Annotated in this window: 22 protein-coding genes and 1 tRNA gene; 9 read left to right on the top strand and 14 right to left on the bottom strand. The window is 71.4% G+C overall.

What is annotated here, in order from left to right; translation table 11 throughout:
- Positions 1-167: 167 nt before the first annotated feature.
- The 10 genes from OSB71_RS03670 to dnaA form a co-directional block, all read right to left on the bottom strand.
- Positions 168-302: a DLW-39 family protein gene (locus OSB71_RS03670; protein WP_265944070.1), complete on the bottom strand. Its 135-nt coding sequence runs from the start codon at positions 300-302 to the stop codon at positions 168-170.
- Positions 303-493: 191 nt separating this feature from the next.
- Positions 494-567, bottom strand: a tRNA-Ile gene (locus OSB71_RS03665).
- A gap of 69 nt (positions 568-636) precedes the next feature.
- The gene (locus OSB71_RS03660) at positions 637-1,173 is read right to left on the bottom strand and encodes a DUF3566 domain-containing protein (RefSeq protein WP_265944325.1); all 537 of its coding nucleotides are present in this window, start codon (positions 1,171-1,173) and stop codon (positions 637-639) included.
- A gap of 129 nt (positions 1,174-1,302) precedes the next feature.
- A complete protein-coding gene (gyrA, locus tag OSB71_RS03655; RefSeq protein WP_265944068.1) occupies positions 1,303-3,963 on the bottom strand; it encodes a DNA gyrase subunit A in 2,661 nt (886 codons plus the stop codon).
- 43 nt (positions 3,964-4,006) lie between these two features.
- A complete protein-coding gene (gene gyrB, locus OSB71_RS03650) occupies positions 4,007-6,130 on the bottom strand; it encodes a DNA topoisomerase (ATP-hydrolyzing) subunit B (RefSeq protein WP_323055245.1) in 2,124 nt (707 codons plus the stop codon).
- A gap of 524 nt (positions 6,131-6,654) precedes the next feature.
- Positions 6,655-7,128: a DciA family protein gene (locus tag OSB71_RS03645; protein WP_265944321.1), complete on the bottom strand. Its 474-nt coding sequence runs from the start codon at positions 7,126-7,128 to the stop codon at positions 6,655-6,657.
- Between the two features lie 167 nt (positions 7,129-7,295).
- On the bottom strand, positions 7,296-8,411 hold the full coding sequence (gene recF, locus OSB71_RS03640; RefSeq protein WP_265944066.1) for a DNA replication/repair protein RecF: 1,116 nt from the start codon (positions 8,409-8,411) through the stop codon (positions 7,296-7,298).
- Positions 8,412-8,437: 26 nt separating this feature from the next.
- Positions 8,438-9,514, bottom strand: a complete 1,077-nt coding sequence (gnd, locus tag OSB71_RS03635) for a phosphogluconate dehydrogenase (NAD(+)-dependent, decarboxylating) (RefSeq protein ID WP_416237185.1) — start codon at positions 9,512-9,514, stop codon at positions 8,438-8,440.
- 100 nt (positions 9,515-9,614) lie between these two features.
- The gene (gene dnaN / locus OSB71_RS03630; RefSeq protein WP_265944064.1) at positions 9,615-10,745 is read right to left on the bottom strand and encodes a DNA polymerase III subunit beta; all 1,131 of its coding nucleotides are present in this window, start codon (positions 10,743-10,745) and stop codon (positions 9,615-9,617) included.
- Between the two features lie 1,543 nt (positions 10,746-12,288).
- On the bottom strand, positions 12,289-14,175 hold the full coding sequence (gene dnaA, locus OSB71_RS03625; RefSeq protein WP_265944062.1) for a chromosomal replication initiator protein DnaA: 1,887 nt from the start codon (positions 14,173-14,175) through the stop codon (positions 12,289-12,291).
- Positions 14,176-14,860: 685 nt separating this feature from the next.
- Between dnaA and rpmH the strand changes: the two genes are divergently transcribed.
- The 9 genes from rpmH to OSB71_RS03580 all read left to right on the top strand — a co-directional run bounded on the left by rpmH (position 14,861) and on the right by OSB71_RS03580 (position 21,192).
- The gene (gene rpmH, locus OSB71_RS03620; RefSeq protein ID WP_028438354.1) at positions 14,861-14,998 is read left to right on the top strand and encodes a 50S ribosomal protein L34; all 138 of its coding nucleotides are present in this window, start codon (positions 14,861-14,863) and stop codon (positions 14,996-14,998) included.
- Between the two features lie 25 nt (positions 14,999-15,023).
- Positions 15,024-15,392 carry a ribonuclease P protein component gene (gene rnpA, locus OSB71_RS03615; protein WP_265944058.1) on the top strand — a complete coding sequence of 123 codons (369 nt, stop codon included), beginning with the start codon at positions 15,024-15,026 and terminating at the stop codon, positions 15,390-15,392.
- Complete coding sequence (gene yidD / locus OSB71_RS03610; protein WP_265944056.1) at positions 15,389-15,676, top strand: membrane protein insertion efficiency factor YidD; 288 nt, start codon at positions 15,389-15,391, stop codon at positions 15,674-15,676. Before rnpA ends, yidD begins: the two co-directional genes overlap by 4 nt.
- 3 nt (positions 15,677-15,679) lie before the next feature.
- Positions 15,680-16,780: a membrane protein insertase YidC gene (gene yidC, locus OSB71_RS03605; RefSeq protein WP_265944055.1), complete on the top strand. Its 1,101-nt coding sequence runs from the start codon at positions 15,680-15,682 to the stop codon at positions 16,778-16,780.
- A 14-nt stretch (positions 16,781-16,794) separates the two neighbouring features.
- Positions 16,795-17,298, top strand: a complete 504-nt coding sequence (locus OSB71_RS03600; RefSeq protein ID WP_265944053.1) for a Jag family protein — start codon at positions 16,795-16,797, stop codon at positions 17,296-17,298.
- A 50-nt stretch (positions 17,299-17,348) separates the two neighbouring features.
- Positions 17,349-18,062, top strand: a complete 714-nt coding sequence (rsmG, locus tag OSB71_RS03595; RefSeq protein WP_265944319.1) for a 16S rRNA (guanine(527)-N(7))-methyltransferase RsmG — start codon at positions 17,349-17,351, stop codon at positions 18,060-18,062.
- A gap of 265 nt (positions 18,063-18,327) precedes the next feature.
- Positions 18,328-19,377, top strand: coding sequence for a ParA family protein (locus OSB71_RS03590; RefSeq protein ID WP_323055244.1), 1,050 nt, complete (start codon positions 18,328-18,330; stop codon positions 19,375-19,377).
- Positions 19,374-20,525, top strand: coding sequence for a ParB/RepB/Spo0J family partition protein (locus OSB71_RS03585; RefSeq protein ID WP_265944051.1), 1,152 nt, complete (start codon positions 19,374-19,376; stop codon positions 20,523-20,525). Before OSB71_RS03590 ends, OSB71_RS03585 begins: the two co-directional genes overlap by 4 nt.
- A 46-nt stretch (positions 20,526-20,571) precedes the next feature.
- Complete coding sequence (locus OSB71_RS03580) at positions 20,572-21,192, top strand: GNAT family N-acetyltransferase (RefSeq protein WP_265944050.1); 621 nt, start codon at positions 20,572-20,574, stop codon at positions 21,190-21,192.
- Between the two features lie 114 nt (positions 21,193-21,306).
- Here the strand turns inward: OSB71_RS03580 and trxA are convergent, their stop codons facing one another.
- The 4 genes from trxA to sigM all read right to left on the bottom strand — a co-directional run bounded on the left by trxA (position 21,307) and on the right by sigM (position 24,577).
- Positions 21,307-21,636, bottom strand: coding sequence for a thioredoxin (gene trxA / locus OSB71_RS03575; protein ID WP_265944315.1), 330 nt, complete (start codon positions 21,634-21,636; stop codon positions 21,307-21,309).
- A 57-nt stretch (positions 21,637-21,693) separates the two neighbouring features.
- Positions 21,694-22,719: a thioredoxin-disulfide reductase gene (trxB, locus tag OSB71_RS03570; protein ID WP_265944048.1), complete on the bottom strand. Its 1,026-nt coding sequence runs from the start codon at positions 22,717-22,719 to the stop codon at positions 21,694-21,696.
- Between the two features lie 143 nt (positions 22,720-22,862).
- On the bottom strand, positions 22,863-23,870 hold the full coding sequence (locus OSB71_RS03565; protein WP_265944046.1) for an anti-sigma factor family protein: 1,008 nt from the start codon (positions 23,868-23,870) through the stop codon (positions 22,863-22,865).
- Entirely contained in the window at positions 23,867-24,577 is a 711-nt protein-coding gene (gene sigM / locus OSB71_RS03560) for an RNA polymerase sigma factor SigM (RefSeq protein WP_416237184.1), read from the bottom strand. The genes OSB71_RS03565 and sigM overlap by 4 nt, the downstream gene beginning before the upstream one ends.
- Positions 24,578-24,604: the final 27 nt, after the last annotated feature.

Below are 24,604 nucleotides of genomic sequence, written 5' to 3'. Positions count from 1 at the left end.
GCGGTGCGCGACGACGGCCCTCGCCCCGCCGCGCGCCCCTCGATGCGCACGACGCCCTCTCTTGGGCGGCCGCCCACGCGTTCCGGGCACCCGGTCCCGGGACGCGCGAGAGCCCCGGCCGGGCGGCCGGGGCTCTCGCGCGAACTGCGTACGGGGTTGCTGCGGACTCACACAGCCGGGCCGGCGGGCACGGAGTCGGTGGCCTCCGTCCACAGGTCCTGCTCGGCACGGTCCGCCTGGATCTGGCGGTACACGAGGAGTCCGCCGATGGCGGCAAGCGCGAACAGGAAAAGCTTCTTCACGGCGTTACCTCGTCCTTCAACGACGTCGAGACCCTACTGCGGCCCGATGATACCCAACCGCCAAGTAACCCCCGACGTACGCCGAGCTGACGGCGAGGCCACGCCCGGCGGGCCGGGTACGCCCGGCGCCGGGGCGGAGCGGCGGCACACAGCACGACGCCCCCGGTCGTCACCGACCGGGGGCGTTCACGTGGGGCTAACAGGACTTGAACCTGTGGCCTCTTCCTTATCAGGGAAGCGCTCTAACCGTCTGAGCTATAGCCCCGCGCCGCACCGAAAGATTAGCGCACTTCGGCGCAGGCCCAAAATCGGTTCCCGCCCGTGCGGCCTGGGCTTACTCGTCCTCCGCCAGCGTCAGCTCCACACCGCCGACGAAGCCGGCCGACAGGTTGTAGATGAACGCGCCCAGCGTGGCCAGCGCGGTGGCCAGGACGACGTCGATCGCGGCGATGATCGACGTGAACAGCAGCACGCGCGGGAGGGAGAGCACCGTCTCCAGGTCGAAGCCGCCGCCGTCGGGGGAGGCGGTCGCGTCGGAGATGGTGTCGCCGATGGTGGTGAAGACGCCCATGGCGTCCATCACCATCCACAGCACGGACACCGCCACGATCGTGCAGATGCCCAGGGCGATGGAGAGCAGGAAGCTGACCTTCATCACCGACCACGGGTCGGCCTTGGCCACCCGCAGCCGCGCCTTGCGGGTGCGGGGGACCGTGCGCGCGCCCGTGCGCGGCTTGCGCAGGGCGGACGCGCCGCCCGCCTGCTCCGGGTCCTCCCCGGAGCGCTGCGCCCCGGGGCCGTACCCGCCCGGCGCCGGGTACGCCTGCGGCGGATGGTGCGGCTGGGCCGACGGCTGCCCGCCCGAGGTCACCGCCGTCCCGCTCGTCCGGGGCCGGCCCTGGTAGCCGGGCCGCCCCGCCGAGTCCGCACCGCCGCCGGGCGCCGAGCCCTGCTCCGTGCGGCCCGCACCGCCCGCACCGCCCGAGGTCCCGCTCACGCCTTACTCCTCGCTGTCCGTGGCCGCGTCGGCCTCGTCGGCCGCGCCGGCACCGCCTGCCGGTGCGTCCGGGGCGGACGGCTCGGCGGGCGCCTCGCCGGTCGCTTCCGCGATGACCGCCTCGACCTCTTCCGCCTCGCGCCCCGCCTCGGCGTTGCGCGCGATGCCGACGACGGCATCCCGCTTACCCAGGTTGATCAGTTGGACGCCCATGGTGTCACGGCCGGTTTCCCGCACTTCGCTGACCCGCGTGCGGATCACTCCACCGCCCAGCGTGATGGCCAGGATCTCGTCCGTGTCCTCCACGACCAGCGCGCCGACCAGCTCCCCGCGGTCCTCCACGATCCGGGCGGCCTTGACCCCCAGGCCGCCGCGGCCCTGGACGCGGTAGTCGTCGACGCTGGTGCGCTTGGCGTAACCGCCGTCGGTGGCGGTGAACACGAAGGTACCCGCCCGGACGACGTTCATCGAGAGCAGCTCGTCGCCCTCGCGGAAGCTCATCCCCTTCACCCCGGAGGTGGCCCGGCCCATGGGCCGCAGCGTCTCGTCCCCGGCGGTGAACCGGATCGACTGCGCCTTCTTGCTGATGAGCAGCAGGTCGTCGTCGGAGGAGACCAGCTCCGCGCCGATCAGCTCGTCGTCGCGACCGTCGTCCGTCTGCCGGAGGTTGATCGCGATGACGCCGCCCGAGCGGGGGGAGTCGTAGTCCTTCAGCGGCGTCTTCTTCACCAGGCCCGACTTGGTGGCCAGCACCAGGTACGGCACCGCCTCGTAGTCGCGGATGGCGAGGATCTCGGCGATCTGCTCGTCCGGCTGGAACGCCAGCAGGTTGGCCACGTGCTGGCCGCGCGCCTCCCGGCCGGCGTCCGGCAGCTCGTAGGCCTTGGCCCGGTAGACGCGGCCCTTGTTGGTGAAGAACAGCAGCCAGTGGTGCGTGGTGGAGACGAAGAAGTGGTCGACGATGTCGTCCTCGCGCAGCTTGGTGCCGCGCACGCCCTTGCCGCCGCGCTTCTGCGCCCGGTAGTCGTCGGTGCGGGTGCGCTTGATGTAGCCGCCGCGGGTGATGGTGACGACGATGTCCTCCTCGGCGATCAGGTCCTCGATGGACATGTCGCCTTCGAAGGGCACGAGCTGGGTGCGCCGGTCGTCGCCGAACTTCTCCACCAGCGCGGTCAGTTCCGCGCTGATGATGCCCCGCTGCCGGACCGGCGAGGCCAGGATCGCGTTGTACTCGCTGATCTTCGCCTGGAGGTCGTCGTGCTCGGCGGTGATCTTCTGCCGCTCCAGGGCCGCCAGGCGCCGGAGCTGCATCTCCAGGATGGCGTTCGCCTGGATCTCGTCGATCTCCAGCAGGCCCATCAGGCCGGTGCGGGCGACGTCGACGGTGTCGCTGCGCCGGATCAGCGCGATCACCTCGTCGATCGCGTCCAGCGCCTTGAGCAGACCGCGCAGGATGTGGGCGCGCTCCTCGGCCTTGCGCAGCCGGTACTGGGTGCGGCGCACGATGACGTCGATCTGGTGCGTGACCCAGTTGCGGATGAACGCGTCCAGCGACAGCGTGCGCGGCACCCCGTCGACCAGCGCCAGCATGTTGGCGCCGAAGTTCGTCTGGAGGTCGGTGTGCTTGTAGAGGTTGTTCAGCACGACCTTGGCGACGGCGTCCCGCTTGAGCACGACCACCAGGCGCTGCCCGGTGCGCGAGCTGGTCTCGTCGCGGACGTCGGCGATGCCGCCGATGCGGCCGTCCTTGACCAAGTCGGCGATCTTCAGGGCGAGGTTGTCCGGGTTGACCTGGTAGGGCAGCTCGGTGACGACCAGGCACTGGCGGCCCTGGATCTCCTCCACCTCGACGACGGCGCGCATGGTGATCGAGCCCCGGCCGGTGCGGTAGGCGTCCTCGATGCCGCTGCGGCCGACGACGAGGGCGCCGGTGGGGAAGTCCGGGCCCTTGATGCGCTCCAGCAGCGCCTCCAGGAGCTCCTCGGGGGAGGCCTCCGGATGGTCCAGGTACCACTGGGCGCCGGCGGCGACTTCGCGCAGGTTGTGCGGCGGGATGTTGGTCGCCATGCCGACCGCGATCCCGGCCGAGCCGTTGACCAGCAGGTTCGGGAAGCGCGACGGCAGGACCGTCGGCTCCTGGTTCCGGCCGTCGTAGTTGTCCTGGAAGTCGACGGTCTCCTCGTCGATGTCCCGGAGCATCTCCATGGCCAGCGGCGCCATCTTGCACTCGGTGTAGCGCATGGCCGCGGCCGGGTCGTTGCCCGGGGAGCCGAAGTTGCCGTTGGAGTCCACCAGCGGCATGCGCATCGACCAGGTCTGGGCGAGCCGCACCAGGGCGTCGTAGATGGAGGAGTCACCGTGCGGGTGGTAGGTGCCCATGACGTCGCCGACGACGCGCGCGCACTTGTAGAAGCCCCGCTCGGGGCGGTACCCGCCGTCGTACATGGCGTACAGCACGCGGCGGTGCACGGGCTTGAGGCCGTCCCGGACGTCGGGCAGCGCGCGCGAGACGATGACGCTCATCGCGTAGTCCAGGTAGGAGCGCTGCATCTCGGTTTCGAGCGTCACCGGCTCGATGCGCAGCGTGCCCGCCTGCTCGGCGGTCTCCGCGGCGGCGCCGGGGGCGTCCGGACCCGGGTTCTCCGGGGTGATCTCGTCGGCCATTGCTGTTCACAGTCCCTTTCTGACGGCGGCGGTCCGGGCCGACTCAGATGTCGAGGAAACGCACGTCCTTGGCGTTGCGCTGGATGAAGTTGCGCCGCGACTCCACGTCCTCGCCCATGAGGATCGAGAACAGGTCGTCGGCGGCCGCGGCGTCGTCGATGGTGACCTGGCGCAGTACGCGGGACTCCAGGTCCATCGTGGTGACGCGCAGCTCCTCGGCGTTCATCTCGCCCAGACCCTTGAACCGCTGCACCGAGTCGTCCCTGATCCGCTTGCCCTGTTCCCGGCCGAGCGCGATGAGCTGGTCGCGCTCGCGGTCGGAGTAGGCGTACTCGTGGTCGTCCCGGCCCCACTTGATCTTGTAGAGCGGCGGCTGGGACAGGTAGACGTGCCCGGCTTCCACCAGGGGCCGCATGAACCGGAAGAGCAGGGTGAGCAGCAGGGTGTTGATGTGCTGGCCGTCGACGTCGGCGTCCGCCATCAAGATGATCTTGTGGTAGCGGAGCCGGTCGATGTCGAAGTCCTCGTGGATGCCGGTGCCGAAGGCGGAGATGAGCGCCTGCACCTCGGCGTTCTGCAGCACCTTGTCGATGCGCGCCTTCTCCACGTTGAGGATCTTGCCGCGAATGGGCAGGATCGCCTGGTACTGCGGGTCCCGGCCGGACTTGGCCGAGCCGCCGGCGGAGTCGCCCTCCACGATGAAGATCTCGCACTTGCTGGCGTCGTTGGACTGGCAGTCCGACAGCTTGCCCGGCAGGGAGGCCGTCTCCAGCAGACCCTTGCGGCGGGTGAGGTCGCGCGCCTTGCGGGCGGCGACGCGCGCTGTGGCGGCCTGGATGCCCTTGCGGATGATGTCCGCCGCCTCGTTCGGGTTGCGGTCGAACCAGTCGGTGACGTGCTCGTGGACGATCTTCTGGACGAAGGTCTTGGCCTCGGTGTTGCCCAGCTTCGTCTTCGTCTGGCCCTCGAACTGCGGCTCGCCGAGCTTGACGGAGATGATCGCCGTCAGGCCCTCGCGGATGTCCTCACCGGTGAGGTTGTCGTCCTTCTCCCGCAGCAGCTTCCGCTCGCGCGCATACCGGTTGACCAGACCGGTGAGCGCCGCGCGGAAGCCTTCTTCGTGGGTGCCGCCCTCGTGGGTGTGGATGGTGTTGGCGAAGCTGTAGACACCCTCGGTGTACTGGGTGTTCCACTGCATGGCGATCTCCGCCGAGAGCATCCGCTCCTTGTCCTCCGTCTCGAAGTACACGACGGTGGGATGCACCGGCTCACCCTTGCGGGAGTTGAGGTGGCGGACGAAGTCGGAGATGCCGCCCTCGTAGTGGTAGGTGACCGAGCGGGCCTGGTCGTCCTCCGCGGAGTCGGTGGTGTCCGCCCCGGCCGTCTGCTTGGCCGCGGCCCGCTCGTCGGTGAGCGAGATCGTCAGACCGCGGTTGAGGAAGGCCATCTCCTGGAAGCGCCGCGACAGCGTTTCGAAGGCGTATTCCGTGGTCTCGAAGATGCCGCCGTCCGCCCAGAACGTGACCGTGGTACCGGTCTCCTCGGTGGCCTCCTGCCGGGCCAGCGGAGCGGTGGGGGCACCGAACTTGTACTCCTGCGTCCAGCGGTAGCCGTCCCTCTTGATCTCGACGGCCACCCGCTGCGACAGCGCGTTGACGACGGAGACGCCGACGCCGTGCAGGCCGCCGGAGACGGCGTACCCGCCGCCGCCGAACTTGCCGCCGGCGTGGAGCACCGTCAGCACGACCTCCACGGCCGGCTTGTTCTCCGAGGGCACGATGTCCACGGGGATGCCACGACCGTTGTCCACCACGCGCACCCCGCCGTCGGCGAGGATGGTCACGTCGATGGCGTCGGCGTGGCCCGCCAGCGCCTCGTCGACCGAGTTGTCGACGACCTCGTACACCAGGTGGTGCAGGCCACGCTCGCCGGTGGACCCGATGTACATGCCGGGACGCTTCCGTACGGCGTCCAGGCCCTCCAGGACGGTGATCGCGCTCGCGTCGTACGCCGTCTCGACCAAGGCGGCGTCGACCGAGACGTCCGCGCCCAGGGATGCCTCGACCGGAGGCACGGAGGCGGCGGCCGCGGGATCCTCGGTGGGAGAGGCGGAATTCTCGTTGGGGTTGCCGGAATCGGCCACGAAGCGCCCTTTCTGGCACAGCACAAGCCGTCTCCCGCTCGGGCAGGAGCGACTGCGTCGTTCGACTTGGTCCGCGGTACGGCGGCTCCCCTCAGTCTACCGGTAGCGCTGACATGAATGGGGGTTTGCCGGTGCCTGAGTCCCCATGTGCCGCCCTGGGGGCACCGCGTCCGACTCCCCATATGCGCCCCGGGGCGTCAAAGGGCTCACGGGGGCGCTCAGCGCTTCGCCGTGTCAACGCTCCGCTACCGTGACCGGGGTCACTTTCCCACCCTCTGTTTCACGTGAAACGACCGTCGGTCCACGGGAAACGGCCGACCACCGCCCTGCCTGAAACTGCCGACACCACGCACCCGACACCGCACGCCCGACGGTTCTCGCTCGCGGCGACCCGCATTTCGCAGGCGAAGGGTGCTCTCCGTGGTCCGTTCGTAGGGTTCGACTGGGGTCGCCAACCGTGCGGATGAGGACCGAGGCGCCCCGAGGGGCGGGCGAAGGGGCGCGACGACGCACGAGGCGTGTGGCCCGCGCTGGTTTCACGTGAAACGTCAGCGCACGCGTAGCGGCCCGTACCGGGGGCCACCTCCACCCGGGGCCAGCACCTTGATCAGCGTCACCGTGCCCTGACCCAGATCGTCGTTAAGTCGGCGCACCAGTTGCGGAGCGAGTCGACGCAGCTCCGCGGCCCACGCCGTGGAGTCACAGCGCACCGTCAGCACCCGGGAGTCCTCGTCGTACCGCTCCGGTCGGCAGTGTTCGGCGTTCTTCTCCCCCACGATGTGCTCCCACCGGCCCATCACTCCGCCGACGGCCATGGGCATCTCCCAGCCCCGCTCCACCGTGAGCCGCTCCAGGGCCGCCCCCAGCGGCAAGGGGTCGCGGCCATCCCGGCGCGCGCCCGAGCGCAACCCGCCGCGCCGAGCCTGCTGCTTCTGCCGAGTGGCCTCGCCCCGCGCCCGGGCCTGCTCCTTGGCCGCCCGCAGCGCCACCCGGGCCAGGTCCACACCGGACGGCGGCGGCATCGCCTCGGCGGCGTGCCCGGTGTCGGCTCCCCCGCCTCCGGTGCCGCCGTCGGCTCCCGGGCCCCCGGCGGCACCGGACGTACCGGACGCACCGGACTCGCCCGGAGGGCCGGCCGCACCGGAGGCGGCGGGACGGCCCGCGCCGGGGCGGTGTGCACCGGAATCGCTCATGCCGGGGTCACCTCGCCCTCGGCCACCGTGAACCGCGTGCCGGACAGCGCCTGGGGCACGTCCTCCGCGACGGCGGCCGTCACCAGCACCTGCTCGGCCGGAGCCACCAACTCCGCCAGCCGTTCCCGGCGTCGCGCGTCCAACTCGGCGAAGACGTCGTCCAGCAGGAGCACTGGCTCGTTGCCCTCCGCCCGCAGCAGCTCGTAGGAGGCCAGCCGCAGCGCCAGGGCGTAGGACCAGGACTCCCCGTGGCTCGCGTACCCCTTCGCCGGCATCCGGCCCAACCGCAGCACCAGGTCGTCACGGTGCGGGCCCACCAGCGTCACGCCGCGCTCGATCTCCTGCCGCCGCGCCTCGTCGAGCGCCGCGAGCAGTCGCTCGCACAGCTCCTCCCGCGAACCGCCGGTGGCCGGGCTGCGGTACTCCAGCGCCAACGGCCCGCCACCGGGCGCGAGTTGCTCGTACGCCTTGTCGGCCAACGGCTCCAGGTCCGCGACGAGCGCGTACCGCTGCGCGAGCAGCTCGGCGCCCGCCCGGGCCAGGTGCTGGTCCCACACGTCCAGCGTCGACAGGTCCAGCGACCGGCCGCCGTGGCGCCGCGCCATCGCCGCCGACTTCAGCAGGGAGTTGCGCTGCTTGAGCACCCGGTCGTAGTCGGACCGCACCCCGGCCATGCGCGGGGCCCGCGCGGTGACCAGCTCGTCCAGGAAGCGCCGCCGTTCGCCCGGGTCGCCTTTGACCAGGCTCAAGTCCTCCGGCGCGAACAGCACCGACCGCACGATGCCCAGCACGTCGCGCGGCCGCACCTGCGAGGAGCGGTTGATCCGCGCCCGGTTGGCCCGCCCGGGGTTGATCTCCAACTCGACCAACTGCTGGCGTTCGCCCTGGGTCACGGCCGCCCGCACCACGGCCCGCTCGGCTCCCATCCGCACCAGCGGCGCGTCCGACGCCACCCGGTGGCTGCCGAGCGTGGACAGGTAGCCGACGGCCTCCACCAGATTGGTCTTCCCCTGGCCGTTCGGGCCAACGAACGCCGTCACCCCCGGGGCGAGCGGCACCTCGGCCCGGGGATAGGAGCGGAAGTCGGCCAGCGACAGGTGCGCGACATGCATGGGGAGCGGCAGCCTCGTACTCCGGATCAGCCGTTGACGGGCGGGGGAACGTCGGCGCCCGGCGCGTCGGCGCCCAGGTCGTCGCTCTTGGCCGTGACCGCGTGGCCGCCGAACTGGTTGCGCAGCGCGGCGATCATCTTCATCTGCGGCGAGTCGTCCTGCCGCGAGGCGAAGCGGGCGAAGAGCGAGGCGGTGATCGCCGGCAGCGGCACCGCGTGGTCGATGGCCGCCTCGACCGTCCAGCGGCCCTCGCCGGAGTCCTGTGCGTAGCCGCGCAGCTTGCCCAGGTGCTGGTCCTGGTCGAGCGCGTTGACCGCCAGGTCGAGCAGCCAGGACCGGATGACGGTGCCCTCGCGCCAGGACCGGAACACCTCGCGCACGTCCGTCACCGAGTCGACCGCCTCCAGCAGCTCCCACCCCTCGGCGAAGGCCTGCATCATGGCGTACTCGATGCCGTTGTGGACCATCTTGGCGAAGTGTCCGGCGCCGACCTTGCCCGCGTGCACCGCGCCGAAGTCGCCGTCCGGCTTCAGCGCGTCGAAGACCGGCTGCACCTTCGCCACGTCGTCCGCGGAGCCGCCGTACATGAGCGCGTAGCCGTTCTCCAGGCCCCACACGCCTCCGGAGACGCCGCAGTCCACGAAGCCGATGCCGCGCTCCGCGAGCTCCGCGGCGTGCTTCTCGTCGTCCGTCCAGCGCGAGTTGCCGCCGTCCACCACGACGTCGCCGGGCGACAGGAGTCGGGCCAGTTCGTCGACCGTGGCCTGCGTGGGCTCACCGGCCGGCACCATCACCCACACCACGCGCGGCCCCGGCAGCCGGTCCACCAGCTCGCGCAGGCTGTGGACGTCGGCGAGGTCGGGATTGCGGTCGTATCCGATGACGGTGTGGCCGGCGCGGCGGATGCGCTCGCGCATGTTGCCGCCCATCTTGCCGAGGCCGATGAGACCGAGCTCCATCAGTGGGCTCTCCTTGCCGTGTTTCCAGTGCCGTGCGGTGCGTCGGGACGCCGGCCGGGCGGACGTGGCGGCCCGGCCGTCTCCGAGCCTACGCCGCGGGAGCGGTGCACGGCTGTGGGCCCGGCGCGCTCGCCTGAGCCTCATGCGGGTGCGCGACCGCGCCCCGGGACCGGGGGCCGCCCGACCGCCGCGCGCCCCGCCGGGACGCGCGGACGCCGGCGGGGGCCGCCCGGGCCCCAGCCGCTCAGCCGCTCAGCCGCACCGGCATGATCAGGTACTTGTAGGCGTCGTTGGCCTCGGCGTCCACCGCCGGCTTGCCCCGCAGCAGCGAGGGCTTGGTGGAGGTGGTGAAGGAGAGCTGGGCGACGGCGGAGTCGATCGCGCTCAGGCCTTCCAGCAGGAATCCGGGGTTGAAGGCGATGGAGATGTCGTCGCCCTCCAGCGCGCAGTCGACCCGCTCCACAGCCTGTGCGTCGTCGCTGGAACCGGCCTCCAGGGTGAGCGCGCCCTGCTCGAAGCTGAGCCGCACCGGCGTGTTGCGCTCCGCGACGAGGGCCACGCGCTTGACGGCCTCCACGAACGGAGCCGTCTCGATGGTGGCCACCGAGTTGAACTCGGTGGGGAAGAGCGTGCGGTACTTCGGCAGGTCGCCCTCGAGCAGCCGCGTCGTCGTACGGCGGCCCGCGCCCTCGAAGCCGATCAGGCCCTCGCCCGCCCCCGAGCCGGACAGCGCCAGCGTGACGTGGTCACCGCTGCTGAGCGCCTTGGCCGTCTCCAGGAGCGTCTTGGCGGGCACCAGGGCGACCGAGGAAGCGTCCGGCGTCTCCGGCTTCCACAGGAACTCGCGCACCGCGAAGCGGTAGCGGTCGGTGGAGGCCAGCGTGACCGTGTCGCCCTCGATCTCGATGCGGACGCCGGTGAGCACCGGCAGCGTGTCGTCCCGGCCCGCGGCGATGGCCACCTGGGACACGGCGGAGGCGAACACCTCGCCGGGCACGGTGCCGGTGGCCGAGGGCATCTGTGGCAGCGCCGGGTACTCCTCCACCGGCAGGGTGTGCAGGGTGAAGCGGGAGGAACCGCAGACGACGCTCACCCGTACACCCTCTGTGGAGATCTCCACCGGGCGGTTGGGCAGGGCGCGGCTGATGTCGGCGAGCAGCTTGCCGGAGACGAGAACGGTGCCCTCCTCCTCGACGTCGGCCTCGACCGAGACGCGGGCGGAGACCTCGTAGTCGAACCCGGAAAGGCTCAGCGCGCCTTCCTCCGCCTTCAGCAGCAGGCCGGCGAGGACCGGCACCGGCGGACGGGCGGGAAGGCTCTTGGCCGCCCACGCCACCGCCTCCGCCAGGACATCGCGCTCTACCCGGATCTTCACCTTCAGCCGCCTCCTGCTGTTGCTGGTTGCCGGGGTCCAGTCTGACGCACGCGGCTGACAGCCGGTGCGGCTCGGGCGCAAGTCGTACCGGGCGGCCCGGAGCGGCTCGGAGCCGAGTTGTGCACAGCACCGACTTCGAGACCAGTTCACCGGCTTATCTCTGTGGTCTCAGTAGTAGGTGCTGTGGATTCCGGGGATAACCGCGTTCTCGCAGGTCAGCGCGCGAATTTTGTCCACCGGGCCTGTGGGCGCGGCGGTGGACGAAGACGGCTGTCCTGTGGACGCCGGAGGACTGTGCACAGCCGGTACACAGGCGAGGCGTACTTCTGCACAGCTCCGTCCCCAGTTTTACCCAGGTTCTCAACAGCCCAATCCAGCAGCTTCGTGTGACCGCTTTCACTCTGACCGGTGAGAGGGCGCGTCGCGTTGTCGAACAGTGGACAGGGGTGTGGAGAAGCTGGGGACAACCCGCCTCATCCTGTGGGCGGCCCGTGGACAACGGCGGACGGCGGTTGACGAGCCCCCCGTCGTCCACAGCCTGTGGAGTCCCCGCGTACACATTTCCCCATCCCTCCGACCTGCCCGGAGTCCTCCTGGAGCGGTGCCGCTGTGGACGCCGTCGGGACAACTCCCCGGTCCCCAGGGTGTGGACGCTCGTTGAACCGCTGACTTGTGGACACAGGCGCCTTCCGGGAGCGGATTCGAACGCCCCGGCCGCCGGGCGGCCACCGGAACGTCGGCACTTCGCGGCCGCGACGACTCCCCGGGCCCGGCCACCCGCCGCGTGCACGGGCCGCGCGGTGACGGCGGCGGCAGGGCGGAGGCGGGCCAGCGGAACGTCGCACACCGGGCCGGCGGTGGCCCGGTGTGCGACGCTCTGCGCCCAAGCCCCGCTCCGGGAGTGCCCCGGCCCCGGAAGTCCCGCGGTCCCGGGGTTCCCACACCGACCGGGAGGCCCGGCCCGGTAGCGCCCCGGCCGGGAGTACCTCGCCGCAGCAGCGCCTTCTGCCCGGGTCACCTCGACGTAGGCACATCTCGGCCGGGAGCCCTCCGGCCCGGAGGTGCTGTGCTCCGGGTGTGCCGTGGTCCGGGCGTGCCCCGTCGGCCGGGGTCCGGGGTGAGCCCGACGCCCTGGGGCGTCCGTCCGGGGGCGCCTCGGCGTAGGAGTGCCTGTGCCCAGGGGCACCTCGGCGCGGTAGCACTCCGAGCGGGAGCCCTGCCCCGGGAGCGCACCGGCACGCACCGCCTCGGTCCGGGAGTCCTCCGGCGCGGAAGCCCTTCGGCCCGGAGGAGTCGCGGGGCGGGAGCGGTCTGGCCCGGGAGTGCCTGTTCCGGGTACGCCTCGATCCCGGAGCGCTCCCGTTCCGGTGGAGACCCGGGAGCCCTCCGCCGCGGGGAGCCCTGCGGCCCGGAGGCCCGGAGCAGGGAGCACCCTGCTCCGGGAGTGGCTCGATGCGGTGCCGCCTTGTCCGGAAGTTTTTCGGACCGGAACGCCCCGGTTCGGGAAACCAAGCGCGCCGCTGTCCATCGCCGCGGCCCGGCGTCAGCCGTTCTTGATGCGGTTGGTCAGCTCCGTGACCTGGTTGTAGATCGAGCGCCGCTCGGCCATGAGCGCGCGGATCTTGCGGTCGGCGTGCATCACCGTGGTGTGGTCCCGGCCGCCGAACTGCGCGCCGATCTTCGGCAGCGACAGGTCCGTCAGCTCCCGGCACAGGTACATCGCGATCTGGCGCGCGGTGACCAGGACCCGGCTGCGGGAGGAGCCGCACAGGTCGTCCACGGTCAGCCCGAAGTAGTCGGCCGTCGAGGCCATGATGTTGGCCGCGGTGATCTCCGGCGCCGCGTCCTCGCCCCCGGGAATGAGGTCCTTGAGGACGATCTCGGTCAGCCCGAGGTCCACCGGCTGGCGGTTGAGGCTGGCGAAGGCCGTCACCCGGATGAGCGCGCCCTCCAGCTCGCGGATGTTGCGGGAGATGCGGGAGGCGATGAACTCCAGGACCTCCGGCGGCGCGTTGAGCTGCTCCTGCACGGCCTTCTTGCGCAGGATCGCGATGCGCGTCTCCAGCTCGGGCGGCTGGACGTCGGTGATCAGCCCCCACTCGAAGCGGTTGCGCAGCCGGTCCTCCAGCGTGACGAGCTGCTTCGGCGGCCGGTCGCTGGACAGCACGATCTGCTTGTTCGCGTTGTGCAGCGTGTTGAAGGTGTGGAAGAACTCCTCCTGCGTGGACTCCTTCTGCGCCAGAAACTGGATGTCGTCCACCAGCAGGATGTCCATGTCGCGGTAGCGCTTGCGGAACGCGTCCGCCTTGCCGTCGCGGATGGAGTTGATGAACTCGTTGGTGAACTCCTCCGAGCTCACGTAGCGCACCCGCGTCCCCGGGTAGAGGCTGCGGGCGTAGTGGCCGATGGCGTGCAGCAGGTGCGTCTTGCCCAGCCCGGACTCGCCGTAGATGAACAGCGGGTTGTACGCCTTGGCCGGGGCCTCGGCGACGGCGACGGCCGCTGCGTGGGCGAAGCGGTTGGAGGCGCCGATGACGAAGGTGTCGAAGAGGTACTTGGGGTTCAGCCGGGCCGTCGGCTCGCCGGGCCCGGTCGCGGGCGCCGGTTGCGCGGCGAGCGGGCCGGGGGCGCCGCTGGGGGCGGGGAGCTGGGGCGGCTCGTCGAACCGGGGAGGCGGGGGCTGCCGCTGGTCGTACCCGCCCGGCTGCTGGTCGTAGCCGGGCTGCGGGCGCCCGCCGTACGGGTGCTGCGGCGGGTAGGGCTCGCGCGGTGGCGCCCAGCCGTCCGGTTCCGCCCGGGGCCAGGCGCCGCGCTGGTGCTGCGGCTGCGGGGCGTGCGGGTAGGAGGGGTAGGCGGCGCGCGCGGTGGGCAGCTCGCGCTGGTCGTCGTAGCGCGCCGGTGCCGGCTCCTCGTATCGTCCCGTCTCGTCGTACCGGGGGGCGTCGTCGTAGCGCGGCGCCTCCTCGTAGCGGGGGCTCTCGTCGTACCGCGCGGGCTCCTCGTAGCGCGGCGGCTCCTCGTAGCGCTGCTGGTCGTCGTAGCGCGCGGGTTCGTCGTACCGCGGAGCGGCGGGCGGCGGCCCCGGGTGCCCGCCGCCCGGGCCGGGGTGGTGCGGGGAGCGCTGCTCGGGTACGGGGGCCGGGGCCGGGCCCGGCTCGGGCGCTGGGCCGGTGACGGTGATCGCGAGCCGGATCGGCTGCTGGCACTCGCGGCTGAGCGCGTCGCTGATCAGGGGGGCGAGGCGGCCCTCCAGCACTCCTTTGGCGTACTCGTTCGGCACGCCGAGCAGCGCGGTGCCGGAGACGAGCACCAGCGGCTGGCAGTCCCGCAGCCAGCGCTGGTCCTTGGCCTCGATTCCCTGCCCGTCGCCGAGGAGGTGTTCGAGAACACGTGGCCACACTGCGGCAAGATCGGCAGGTACGTCAGCCACAGGGCACGCTCTCTCACTCGCTGGGGACACTTTCCGCGAAAGTGTGGCTCTCGGGACGGCCGGGAGGAATTCGGAGTCCGGCCACGGTAGTCGGCCCTGCTGGCGCTGCTCAAGTTGTTGTCCACAGGGTGTGCACAACTGTGCCACGCCACGGGCGGCCCCCGTTACCCGCCGGTCGCCGCGGGGCGACCGGCGGCGGCGAGCGGTCGGAGGCGGTGCCGGGCGCGGTGCCGGCGAGCGGTCGGAGGCAGTGCCGGGGTGGGGCGGGTCGCCGGTCGTCCGGCGCGGCGCGCCCGGAGTACCGGTCGTGCCCTCCCTCCGGGCCCGCGGCGCCGGGCGGGGTCACGGCCACCGCTCGCCACGGCCCCGGGACGCCCGCTTCCGGGGCCGTGGCGAGCGGTGGCCGCTCGGGCGTGTACGGACGCCCCGCCGAAGCGGTTGGCCGCCCCGGGCGGCCCTGGTTTGACCGAACGGCGCGCCCGCGCGTACCGTAACCAGGTCGAGTTGTCGATGGCTGCTGCCGCCTGCCTCCGATGGGCACGATCCTGTCAGTCCGGGACACCGGTCCGCAGGTGACGAAGCGGTGCACTCGGGCGTTGCGAGCTACTCGTGGGCGCACGGTGACAGCCAGTCGACGCCCCACACCCGTCTCACACGAGACACAAGCATTTACTGGAGCCCCCGAGTGAGCAAGCGCACCTTCCAGCCGAACAACCGCCGCCGCGCGAAGACCCACGGCTTCCGGCTGCGCATGCGGACCCGCGCCGGTCGCGCCATCATCGCGAACCGGCGCAGCAAGGGCCGCGGCCGCCTGTCGGCCTGAGCCGGCTGGCCCGCAGGTCCATGACGTGCTGCCCACCGAGCACCGGCTGAGGCGGCGAGAGGACTTCGCGGCCGCGGTACGGCGAGGGCGTCGAGCCGGACGCCCGCACCTCGTCGTCCACCTACGCAGCGGAACGGACCCGCACGCCTCGGGGGAGGCCCTTCCCCCGGCGCGTGCGGGTTTCGTCGTGAGCAAGGCCGTCGGCAACGCCGTCGTCCGCAACACGGTCAAGCGTCGGCTACGCCACCTGGTGCGCGAACGCCTGTCCGAGCTGCCCCCCGGTAGCCTGGTGGTCGTACGGGCGCTGCCCGGAGCGGGCGAGGCGGACCACGGGTCGCTGGCCCGTGACCTCGACTCCGCACTGCAGCGGCTGCTGGGAGGGCCGCCGAAGTGAAGTACCCGCTGCTCTGGCTCATCAAGCTGTACCAGTGGACCATCAGCCCGATGCTCGGGCCGGTGTGCCGGTACTACCCCTCGTGCTCGCACTATGGCTACGCCGCCATCCGCAGGCACGGCGCGGTGAAGGGGACGGCGCTGACCGCGTGGCGCATCCTGCGCTGCAACCCATGGTCGCCCGGTGGCGTCGACCATGTTCCCGCCCGGAAGCACCCGGTCTGGCATCAGCGGCTGCGGAGCCGCTGGCAGCATCGGACCCAGTCCAACGCTCAAGGAGCCTGATTCGTGGACACGATCCTCGGTCCTCTCTATACCGTAGTCTCCTGGATCATCGTCCAGTTCCACGCGCTGTTCAGCCTCGTCTTCGACGAGGACAGCGGTTGGGCCTGGGGTCTGTCCATCGTGTGCCTGGTGGTGCTGATCCGGATCGCCCTGATCCCGCTGTTCGTCAAGCAGATCAAGGCGACGCGGAACATGCAGGCGCTCCAGCCGAAGATGAAGGCGATCCAGGAGCGCTACAAGAGCGACAAGCAGCGTCAGTCCGAAGAGATGATGAAGCTGTACAAGGAGACGGGCACCAACCCGCTCTCCAGTTGCCTTCCCATCCTGGCGCAGTCCCCGTTCTTCCTGGCGCTCTTCCAGGTCCTCAACAAGATTTCCAACAACGACACGGTCGGTGTACTGGACCAGGGCCTGGTGGAGAGCGCGCGGAACGCGCACATCTTCGGCGCCCCGATCGCGGCCAAGTTCCTGGACTCCTCCAGCGAGATCGAGGCTCTCAACGCCACGCTCATCAACGTCCAGGTCGTCACGGCCGTGATGATCGTGCTGATGTCGCTGTCGCAGTTCTACACGCAGCGCCAGCTCATGACGAAGAACGTCGACCTCACGGTGAAGACGCCGTTCATGCAGCAGCAGAAGCTGCTCATGTACGTCTTCCCGATCATGTTCGCCGTCTTCGGCATCAACTTCCCCGTCGGTGTCCTGGTCTACTGGCTCACCACCAACGTGTGGACGCTCGGGCAGCAGATGTACATCATCAAGCGCAACCCGACGCCGGGCTCGCTCGCCTACAAGCAGCGCCAGGACAGGCTCCGCGCCAAGGGCAAGCTGAAGGAGGACCCGGCCGAGGTGGCGGCCAAGGAGGCCGTCGAGCAGGCTCGCGCCACGCGCAGCCAGCCCAAGCGCCAGTCGAAGTCGCAGCGTCAGGGCGGCCAGCCCGGGCGGGCCGGGCAGCCGGAGACCACCGGCAAGCAGGGCACGGGCGGCCAGGGCACGGCGCAGCAGCCCCAGGGCCAGAAGCAGTCCAAGCAGTCCCCGCGGAAGCCGAACCGGCCCCCGCAGAAGAAGAAGCCGCAGTCCGCGAAGTCGAAGTCGAAGAAGTAAGAAGGAGTCCATCAGTGACGGACACGACCGAAGCCGCTGAGGGCACCGACACCCTGACCCGCTTGGAGCAGGAAGGGGAGATCGCGGCCGACTACCTGGAGGGTCTGCTCGACATCGCGGACCTCGACGGTGACATCGACATGGACGTCGAGGGCGACCGCGCGGCGGTCTCCATCATCAGCGATGGCGGCAGCCGGGACCTGCAGAAGATCGTGGGGCGGGACGGTGAGGTGCTGGAGGCCCTGCAGGAGCTGACCAGGCTCGCCGTGCACCGCGAGACCGGCGAGCGCAGCCGGCTGATGCTGGACATCGCGGGCTTCCGCGCGCGCAAGCGGGAAGAGCTGACCCGGCAGGCCGCCGACGCGGTGGAGAAGGTGCGTGAGGCCGGCGAGGCGGTCAAGCTGAAGCCGATGACGCCTTTCGAGCGCAAGGTGGTGCACGACGCCGTCAAGGAGGCCGGGCTGCGCAGCGAGTCCGAGGGCGAGGAACCGCAGCGCTGCGTGGTCGTCCTGCCGTGACGGCCGTGGGCGGCACCGACAACGGGCGCGGGCAGGGCCCGGAGCCGGAGGTGCGGGAGGAACTGCCGCAACCGCCTCCGGCGGCTGAGGAGGTCTTCGGCGAGCGTCTGCCCGACGCGATCCGCTACGCCGAGCTGCTGGCGGAGGCCGGGGTGCGGCGCGGGCTCATCGGCCCGCGCGAAGTGCCCCGGCTGTGGGGGCGACATCTGCTGAACTGCGCGGTGCTCTCGGAGGTCGTCGCGGACGGGGTGACGGTCTGCGACGTCGGCTCGGGGGCCGGCCTGCCCGGAATTCCGTTGGCGCTCGTCCGTCCCGACCTGCGGATCACGCTGCTGGAGCCCCTGCTGCGGCGCACGACGTTCCTCCAGGAAGCGGTCGAGCTGCTCGGGCTCGACCACGTCACCGTCGTCCGGGGGCGAGCCGAGGAGGTGCTCGGGACCTTCCCGCCGGTGCACGTGGTGACGGCCCGCGCGGTGGCCCCGCTGGACCGGCTGGCCGGCTGGGGCGTGCCCCTGCTGCGGCCGTACGGCGAGATGCTCGCGCTCAAGGGCGATACCGCGGAGGAAGAGCTGATCGGTGCCCGGTCCGCGCTGCAGAAGCTCGGCGTCGTCCACACCTCCGTGGTGCAGGTGGGCGAAGGCGTGGTGGACCCGCCGTCCACGGTGGTGAGGGCGGAGGTGGGGGAGAGCCCCGGAGGGGTGCGGTTCGCTGCGAAGCGTGCCAAGGCCGCGCGCGCGGGGCGGTCGGCGCGGCGTCGCCGCTGACGCTCGGTGATGACGTTCGGCTGTTCTGGGGGCATAAAAACGGCAAAGCTGTCCAGGGCGGAGTGTCTCCCCTGGCAGTGCGTGCGGCACGTGCATCGTGTTTCACGTGAAACGCCGCTCCCTTCTGCACGGAATTATCAGTCGAGGTCGTGCGGCTGCTGACCCGCACGGCCGTCCGAAGCGTCCCTCCGGGGCCGAGGACGTATCCACAACCGGCGAGTTGTCCACAGCTCAGCGGGGCTCAGTGGTTCACAGGTCCCAGGGCATGGCAGGCTTTGACCCTGCGAAGGTGCCTTTCGAGGAGAGTGAACCGTTGCAGTCCGACGCTGACCCGGCGGGACCGATGGCCGACCCGGTCCCGGGCCCCCGCGCTGAACTGGGGGACGTTTCACGTGAAACGCGTGAGACGCTGCCTCCCATGGATGACACCCCCATCGGTCGAGCCGCTCAGCAGGCCGTCGAGACGATGAGCCGCGCGGGCGAAGGGCTGCCCAGGCCCGAGCAGACCCGCGTCATGGTGGTCGCCAACCAGAAGGGGGGCGTGGGCAAGACCACGACGACGGTGAACCTCGCCGCCTCTCTCGCCCTGCACGGTGCCCGGGTGCTCGTCATCGACCTCGACCCGCAGGGCAACGCCTCCACCGCATTGGGCATCGACCACCATGCCGAAGTGCCGTCCATCTACGATGTTCTGGTCGACAGCAGACCGCTCGCCGAAGTGGTGCAGCCGGTGCATGACGTGGAGGGGCTTTTCTGCGCTCCGGCCACGATCGACCTGGCCGGAGCGGAGATCGAACTCGTCTCCCTGGTGGCGCGGGAAAGCCGGCTGCAGCGGGCGCTGAGCGCCTACGAGCAGCCGTTGGACTACATCTTCATCGACTGCCCGCCTTCGCTCGGACTGCTGACCGTCAACGCGCTCGTGGCAGGCGCGGAGGTCGTGATCCCGATCCAGTGCGAGTACTACGCCCTGGAGGGGCTGGGGCAACTCCTGCGGAACGTGGAGTTGGTGAAGGGCCACCTGAACCCGACGCTGCACGTCTCCACCATCCTGCTGACGATGTACGACGGGCGGACCCGGCTGGCCTCCCAGGTCGCCGACGAGGTGCGCGGCCACTTCAGAAACGAGGTACTGCGCACCAACATCCCGCGGTCCGTCCGCATCTCCGAGGCGCCGAGCTACGGCCAGACGGTCCTCACCTACGATCCCGGCTCCAGCGGGGCGCTCTCCTACCTGGAGGCCGCGCGGGAGATCGCGCTGCGCAACACCGATGCGCAGCGGGTACACCAGCACAGCACGTCGGAGGGGAATCAGTGAGCGAACGACGTAGAGGACTGGGCCGCGGGCTCGGTGCACTGATCCCGGCAGCGCCCACCGGACAGGAGCACGACGGCCCCACGCCCACGATCGGCAGCAACGGTGCCACGTCACCGAGCGCCGTCCCGACGGTCTTCTCCTCCGAGCGCGGGGTGGCCGCGGCGGCCGTCACGGCGCTGCCCGACAGCGCGCGGCGGACGGGGCGGGCCGATGCGGTGCCGCCGCAGGACGCCGGGCAGGGCGCCGGGCAGGAGGAGGCCGAGGTCGCCGCGGAGGAGGTGGCCGGGGCGCACTTCGCGGAAGTGCCGGTGGAGGCCATCACGCCCAATCCCCGGCAGCCGCGTGAGGTCTTCGACGAGGACGCGCTGGCGGAGCTGGTCACCTCCATCAAGGAGGTGGGGCTGCTCCAGCCGGTCGTGGTGCGGCAGGTGGGCGCGGAGCGGTACGAGCTCATCATGGGCGAGCGGCGCTGGCGCGCCTGCCGCGATGCGGGCCTCGACCGCATCCCGGCGATTGTCCGGGCGACCGAGGACGACAAGCTCCTGCTGGACGCCCTGCTGGAGAACCTCCACCGGGCCCAACTCAACCCGCTGGAGGAGGCCGCGGCCTACGACCAGCTCCTGAAGGACTTCGACTGCACGCACGACCAGCTCGCGGACCGGATCGGACGGTCGCGACCGCAGGTGTCCAACACGCTGCGCCTCCTGCGGCTCTCCCCCTCGGTTCAGCGTCGGGTGGCCGCCGGGGTGCTCTCCGCGGGTCATGCCCGGGCGCTGCTCTCCGTGGAGGACGCGGAGGAGCAGGACCGGCTGGCGCACCGCATCGTTGCCGAGGGCCTGTCGGTGCGGGCGGTCGAGGAGATCGTCACGCTCATGGGCGACGCCTCCGGTCGAGCGTCGAAGGGCAAGGGGCCCCGGGCGGGCAAGCGGGTCTCCCCCGCTCTCGACCACTTGGCCGGCCGCCTGTCCGATCGGTTCGAGACCCGGGTGAAGGTCGACCTGGGACAGAAGAAGGGCAAGATCGTCGTCGAGTTCGCCTCGATAGAGGATCTGGAGCGCATCCTGTCGCAGTTGGCACCCGGCGAGGGTCGGGTGCTCGAACAGCGGCTGTCCGCAGAGGCAGCCGAGGAGGGCCAGCAGGCCGACTAGCCGCTGGTCCCGCCGAGAGCGGACGCCCCATGGATACGATGGGTCCATGGGGCGTCAGCTTGTTCCGCTCACGTTGGACAACCTGTCGAGCCTGCCACCGACCTGTCGGCGCTGCGTGTTCTGGGAACTGGACCCCGTCAGCGGAGGGCGGGCCGAACGCGGTGGCCGGGCGGAGGCCGAGAAGGAGGCCTGGATCTCCGCTGTCCTCCTGGACTGGGGGTCGTGCGGGCGGGTGGTCTTCGTCGACGGCCGGCCGGTGGGCTTCGTGCTCTACGCACCTCCGGCGTACGTGGCCCGTTCCACGGCGTTCCCCACCGGGCCGGTCTCGCCCGACGCGGTCCAGTTGATGACGGCTTCCCTGCTGCCCGCGTACCAGGGCCAGGGCCTGGGGCGCGTCATGGTGCAGACGGTGGCCAAGGACGTGCTGCGGCGCAATGTCAAGGCGATCGAGGCCATCGCGGACGCACGGTGGGCTGGGCCGGGGTGCCTGCTGCCCGCCGAGCACCTGAAGGCGGTGGGGTTCAAGACGGTCCGGTCACACCACCGCTACCCGAGGCTCCGGCTGGAGCTGCGGAGCACGCTGTCGTGGAAGGCGGACGTGGAGCGGGCGCTTGATCAGCTTCTGGGAGCGGTGCAGAAGGACCACCCGGTGCTCCGCCCGCTGTGAGCTCCGGAGCGCGGTCGTGGCGGGAGAGGGTACGGCCGGCGGGCGCCGTTCGCCGGGAGACGTGAAACGGCCCGCCCCTCGGGGCGGGCCGTTTCACGTGAAACAGGGCGAGGCTCAGGCGATGAAGTCGGCCAGGTCGCGCTCCAGGGCACCCTTGGGCTTCGCGCCCACGATGGTCTTCACGACCTCGCCACCCTGGTAGACGTTCATCGTCGGGATCGACATGATCCCGTACTTCGCGGCCGTCTCCGGGTTCTCGTCGATGTTGAGCTTGACGATGGTGATCTTGTCGGCCTGCTCCTTGGCGATGGCCTCCAGCGACGGGGCGATCTGCCGGCAGGGGCCGCACCAGGCCGCCCAGAATTCGACGAGCACGGGCTTGTCGCTCTTGAGTACGACCGTCTCGAAGTCGGCATCAGTGGCGGTCACGGTGGCCATGGAGATCTCCTTGATCATAGGTGGTGCGGTGCCGGGTATGGCTGGCCCGGCGGTCGGGTCTGCTCATACGGAGGCGGTGGCCTGCTCAGCCGCTGCCTCTGCCTCGGCGGCCTGGGCGGCTTCCTCGGCCTTCTCCGGTTCGGCCGCCTCACCGTCGCTGAGGGCGGCGAGGTAGCGCTCGGCGTCCAGCGCGGCGGAGCAGCCGGTGCCGGCGGCGGTGATCGCCTGGCGGTAGGTGTGGTCCACGACGTCACCGGCGGCGAAGACGCCGGGGAGGTTGGTGCGGGTGGAGGGCGCCTCCACCGTCAGGTAGCCCTCGTCGTCCAGTTCGAGCACGTCGCTGAACAGCTCGGTGCGCGGGTCGTGGCCGATGGAGATGAACAGTCCGGTCGCCGGAAGCTCGCGCCGGGCTCCGGTGACGGTGTCGCGCAGGGTCAGGTAGGCGAGCTTGCTGTCCTTCTCGTGGATCTCGGCGATCTCGCTGTTCCAGGCGAAGGTGATCTTCGGGTCGGCGAACGCGCGCTCCTGCATCGCCTTCGAGGCGCGCAGGGTGTCCCGGCGGTGGACGATGGTGACGGACTTGGCGAACCGGGAGAGGAAGGTGGCCTCCTCCATGGCGGTGTCGCCGCCGCCGACGACGGCGATGTCCTTGTCCCGGAAGAAGAACCCGTCGCAGGTGGCGCAGTAGGAGACGCCGCGGCCGGAGAGCTCGTCCTCTCGCGGCAGCCCCAGCTTGCGGTGCTGGGAGCCGGTGGCGATGATCACGGCGCGGGCGCGGTGGACGGTGCCGACGGAGTCGGTGACCGTCTTGATGTCACCGGTGAGGTCGACGGCGGTCACGTCGTCGGGGATGAGTTCGGCCCCGAAGCGCTCGGACTGTGCGCGCATCTGGTCCATCAGCTCCGGACCCATGATGCCGTCACGGAAGCCGGGGAAGTTCTCCACCTCGGTGGTGTTCATCAAGGCTCCGCCGGCCGTGACCGACCCCTCGAAGACCAGAGGCTTGAGCGACGCGCGTGCGGTGTAGAGGGCGGCGGTGTAGCCCGCAGGCCCGGAGCCGATGATGATCACGTTGCGGAGGTCACTCACGGGTGTCTTCCTTGTCTGCCGACGGCGTACCGGATTCCTCTGGCGAGGCTTTCACCCCACCCAACGGATACTAAGGGGCACGCATTCCCGATCTTGTGCCTGCCACGGTCGGGTGAGGGGGCGCGAAGTTCCGCGCCGGGCTGTCAGCGGCGTTCGACGGTCAGGAAGGCCAACCGCTCCCCCGGGCCCTCCGACGCCCCGGTGGCGCAGGCGGCATCGACCATGTAGGCATCGACTCTCGTCTCGTCGCCGGGGTGGGGCAGGAGCACCAGGTACGACACGGTTCCCTCGTACGTGTCCTTCGTGGCGGCGAGCGGGGACTCGGTGCGCCCGGTGCCCTGCTGCACACAGGGCGGCACCGTGGCGTTCTCGGTGGGCGCCGTCTCGGCGGTGAAGGGAGCGTTCGGCGCCTGCTGCCCCTCTGCCTCCCCCGACGCCGTCCGATCGCCGCCCGGCCGACCCGGGGCCGCGGCCGGGGAGTCGGCGAGCAACTCGTGCACGCGGCTCTCCAGCTCGGCGGTGCCCGAGGCGTGCGGCCGTGCGGCTTCCGTCGGCCCGTTCGGGTCGGAGGAGGAGAACAGCGTCGGTACGACGACGCCACCGGCCACGGCGGCGGCCAGGGCTCCGGCGACCCCCCACAGGGCGGCGCGGCGCCGACCGGAGCGGCTGCGGCGGCGTCCGGGCGCGGCGCGGCCAGGCCCGGTAGCGCCCGGTCCGGCGTGGCCCGGGCCCGACGTGCTGGAGGGTCCGCCCGGGGTGCGCCGTGTCGTTTCACGTGAAACGTGAGGAGCGGGGGCGGCGAGCACGGACGCCTCCTCGCGGCGGCTGCCGTGCGTGTGCCGGTCCGTCCCGCCGATCGGTGCGGCGGCGTCCTCCCGGACCGGAGAAGCGTCCAGGAAGGCCTCGGCGGCCAGAGCCGCATCGATGCGGCCCGCGACGTCCTCCGGCATGCGGACCGGGCCGGGAAGCGTGCCAAGGGCGCTGCGGATCTCCTCCAGCGAGGAGAGCACGTCCGCGCACAGCGGGCAGAGCGCCAGGTGCCGACGGATCGCAACCGTGTCCTGCGGGGGCAGCAGCCCCTCACTCAGCGCGGACAGCTCATCGACCTCCGGGTGTCCGTCGGGGCCGGACCCCGCGAAAGGCGCGGTCATGCTGCTCCACCTCCGCCCCTCACTGCTCCGGTGCCGTCGTTTCCTCGCGTCGGTGGGACGGTCGTCCCCCGTGTCCGGTTCCTTCCCCCTGCCTGCGGTGACTCATACGTCGGCCGCAGGTGTCCGAGCAACGGGAGCAACCGCGCCCTGCCACGGGCGCAGCGGCTCTTGACCGTGCCGACGGCGACCTGGAGGACCTCGGCCGCCTCGGCGACCGGGTACCCCTGCATGTCGACGAGGACGAGGGCGGCCCGCTGCTCCGGAGGCAGCTCGGCGAGGGCGGCCACCAGCTCCCGGTGGACGTCGGCGCGCTCGGCGGGCGCGGCCGCGGACTCCACCGGCTCCAGCAGCCGGTCGAGCCGCTCGGTGTCGTCGGTGAGCGCGGTCCGGCGCGTGGCCGCCTTGCGGGCCCGGTCCAGGCAGGCGTTGACGGTGATGCGGTGCAGCCAGGTCGTGACGGCCGACCGGCCGCGGAAGGTGTGCGCCCGGCGGTAGGCGGAGACGAGGGCGTCCTGGACGGCGTCGGCGGCCTCCTCGCGGTCGCCGAGGGTCCGCAACGCCACGGCCCACAACCGGTCCCGGTGGCGGCGGACCAGCTCGCCGAAGGCCTCCGGATCGCCCGCCACGTGGGCGGCCAGCAGCGCGTGGTCGTCCAGACGTGCCGCGTCCGCGGAACGCGCGGGGCGCCCCAGGGGGTCGTCGCCCACCGCCCGGCCCTCCCTCCGCCGTGGTCC

The sequence above is a fragment of the Streptomyces marinisediminis genome (assembly GCF_026262575.1).
GTDB classification, from domain to species: Bacteria; Actinomycetota; Actinomycetes; order Streptomycetales; family Streptomycetaceae; genus Streptomyces; species Streptomyces marinisediminis.
This window is presented reverse-complemented; position numbering and strand designations above follow the sequence as displayed.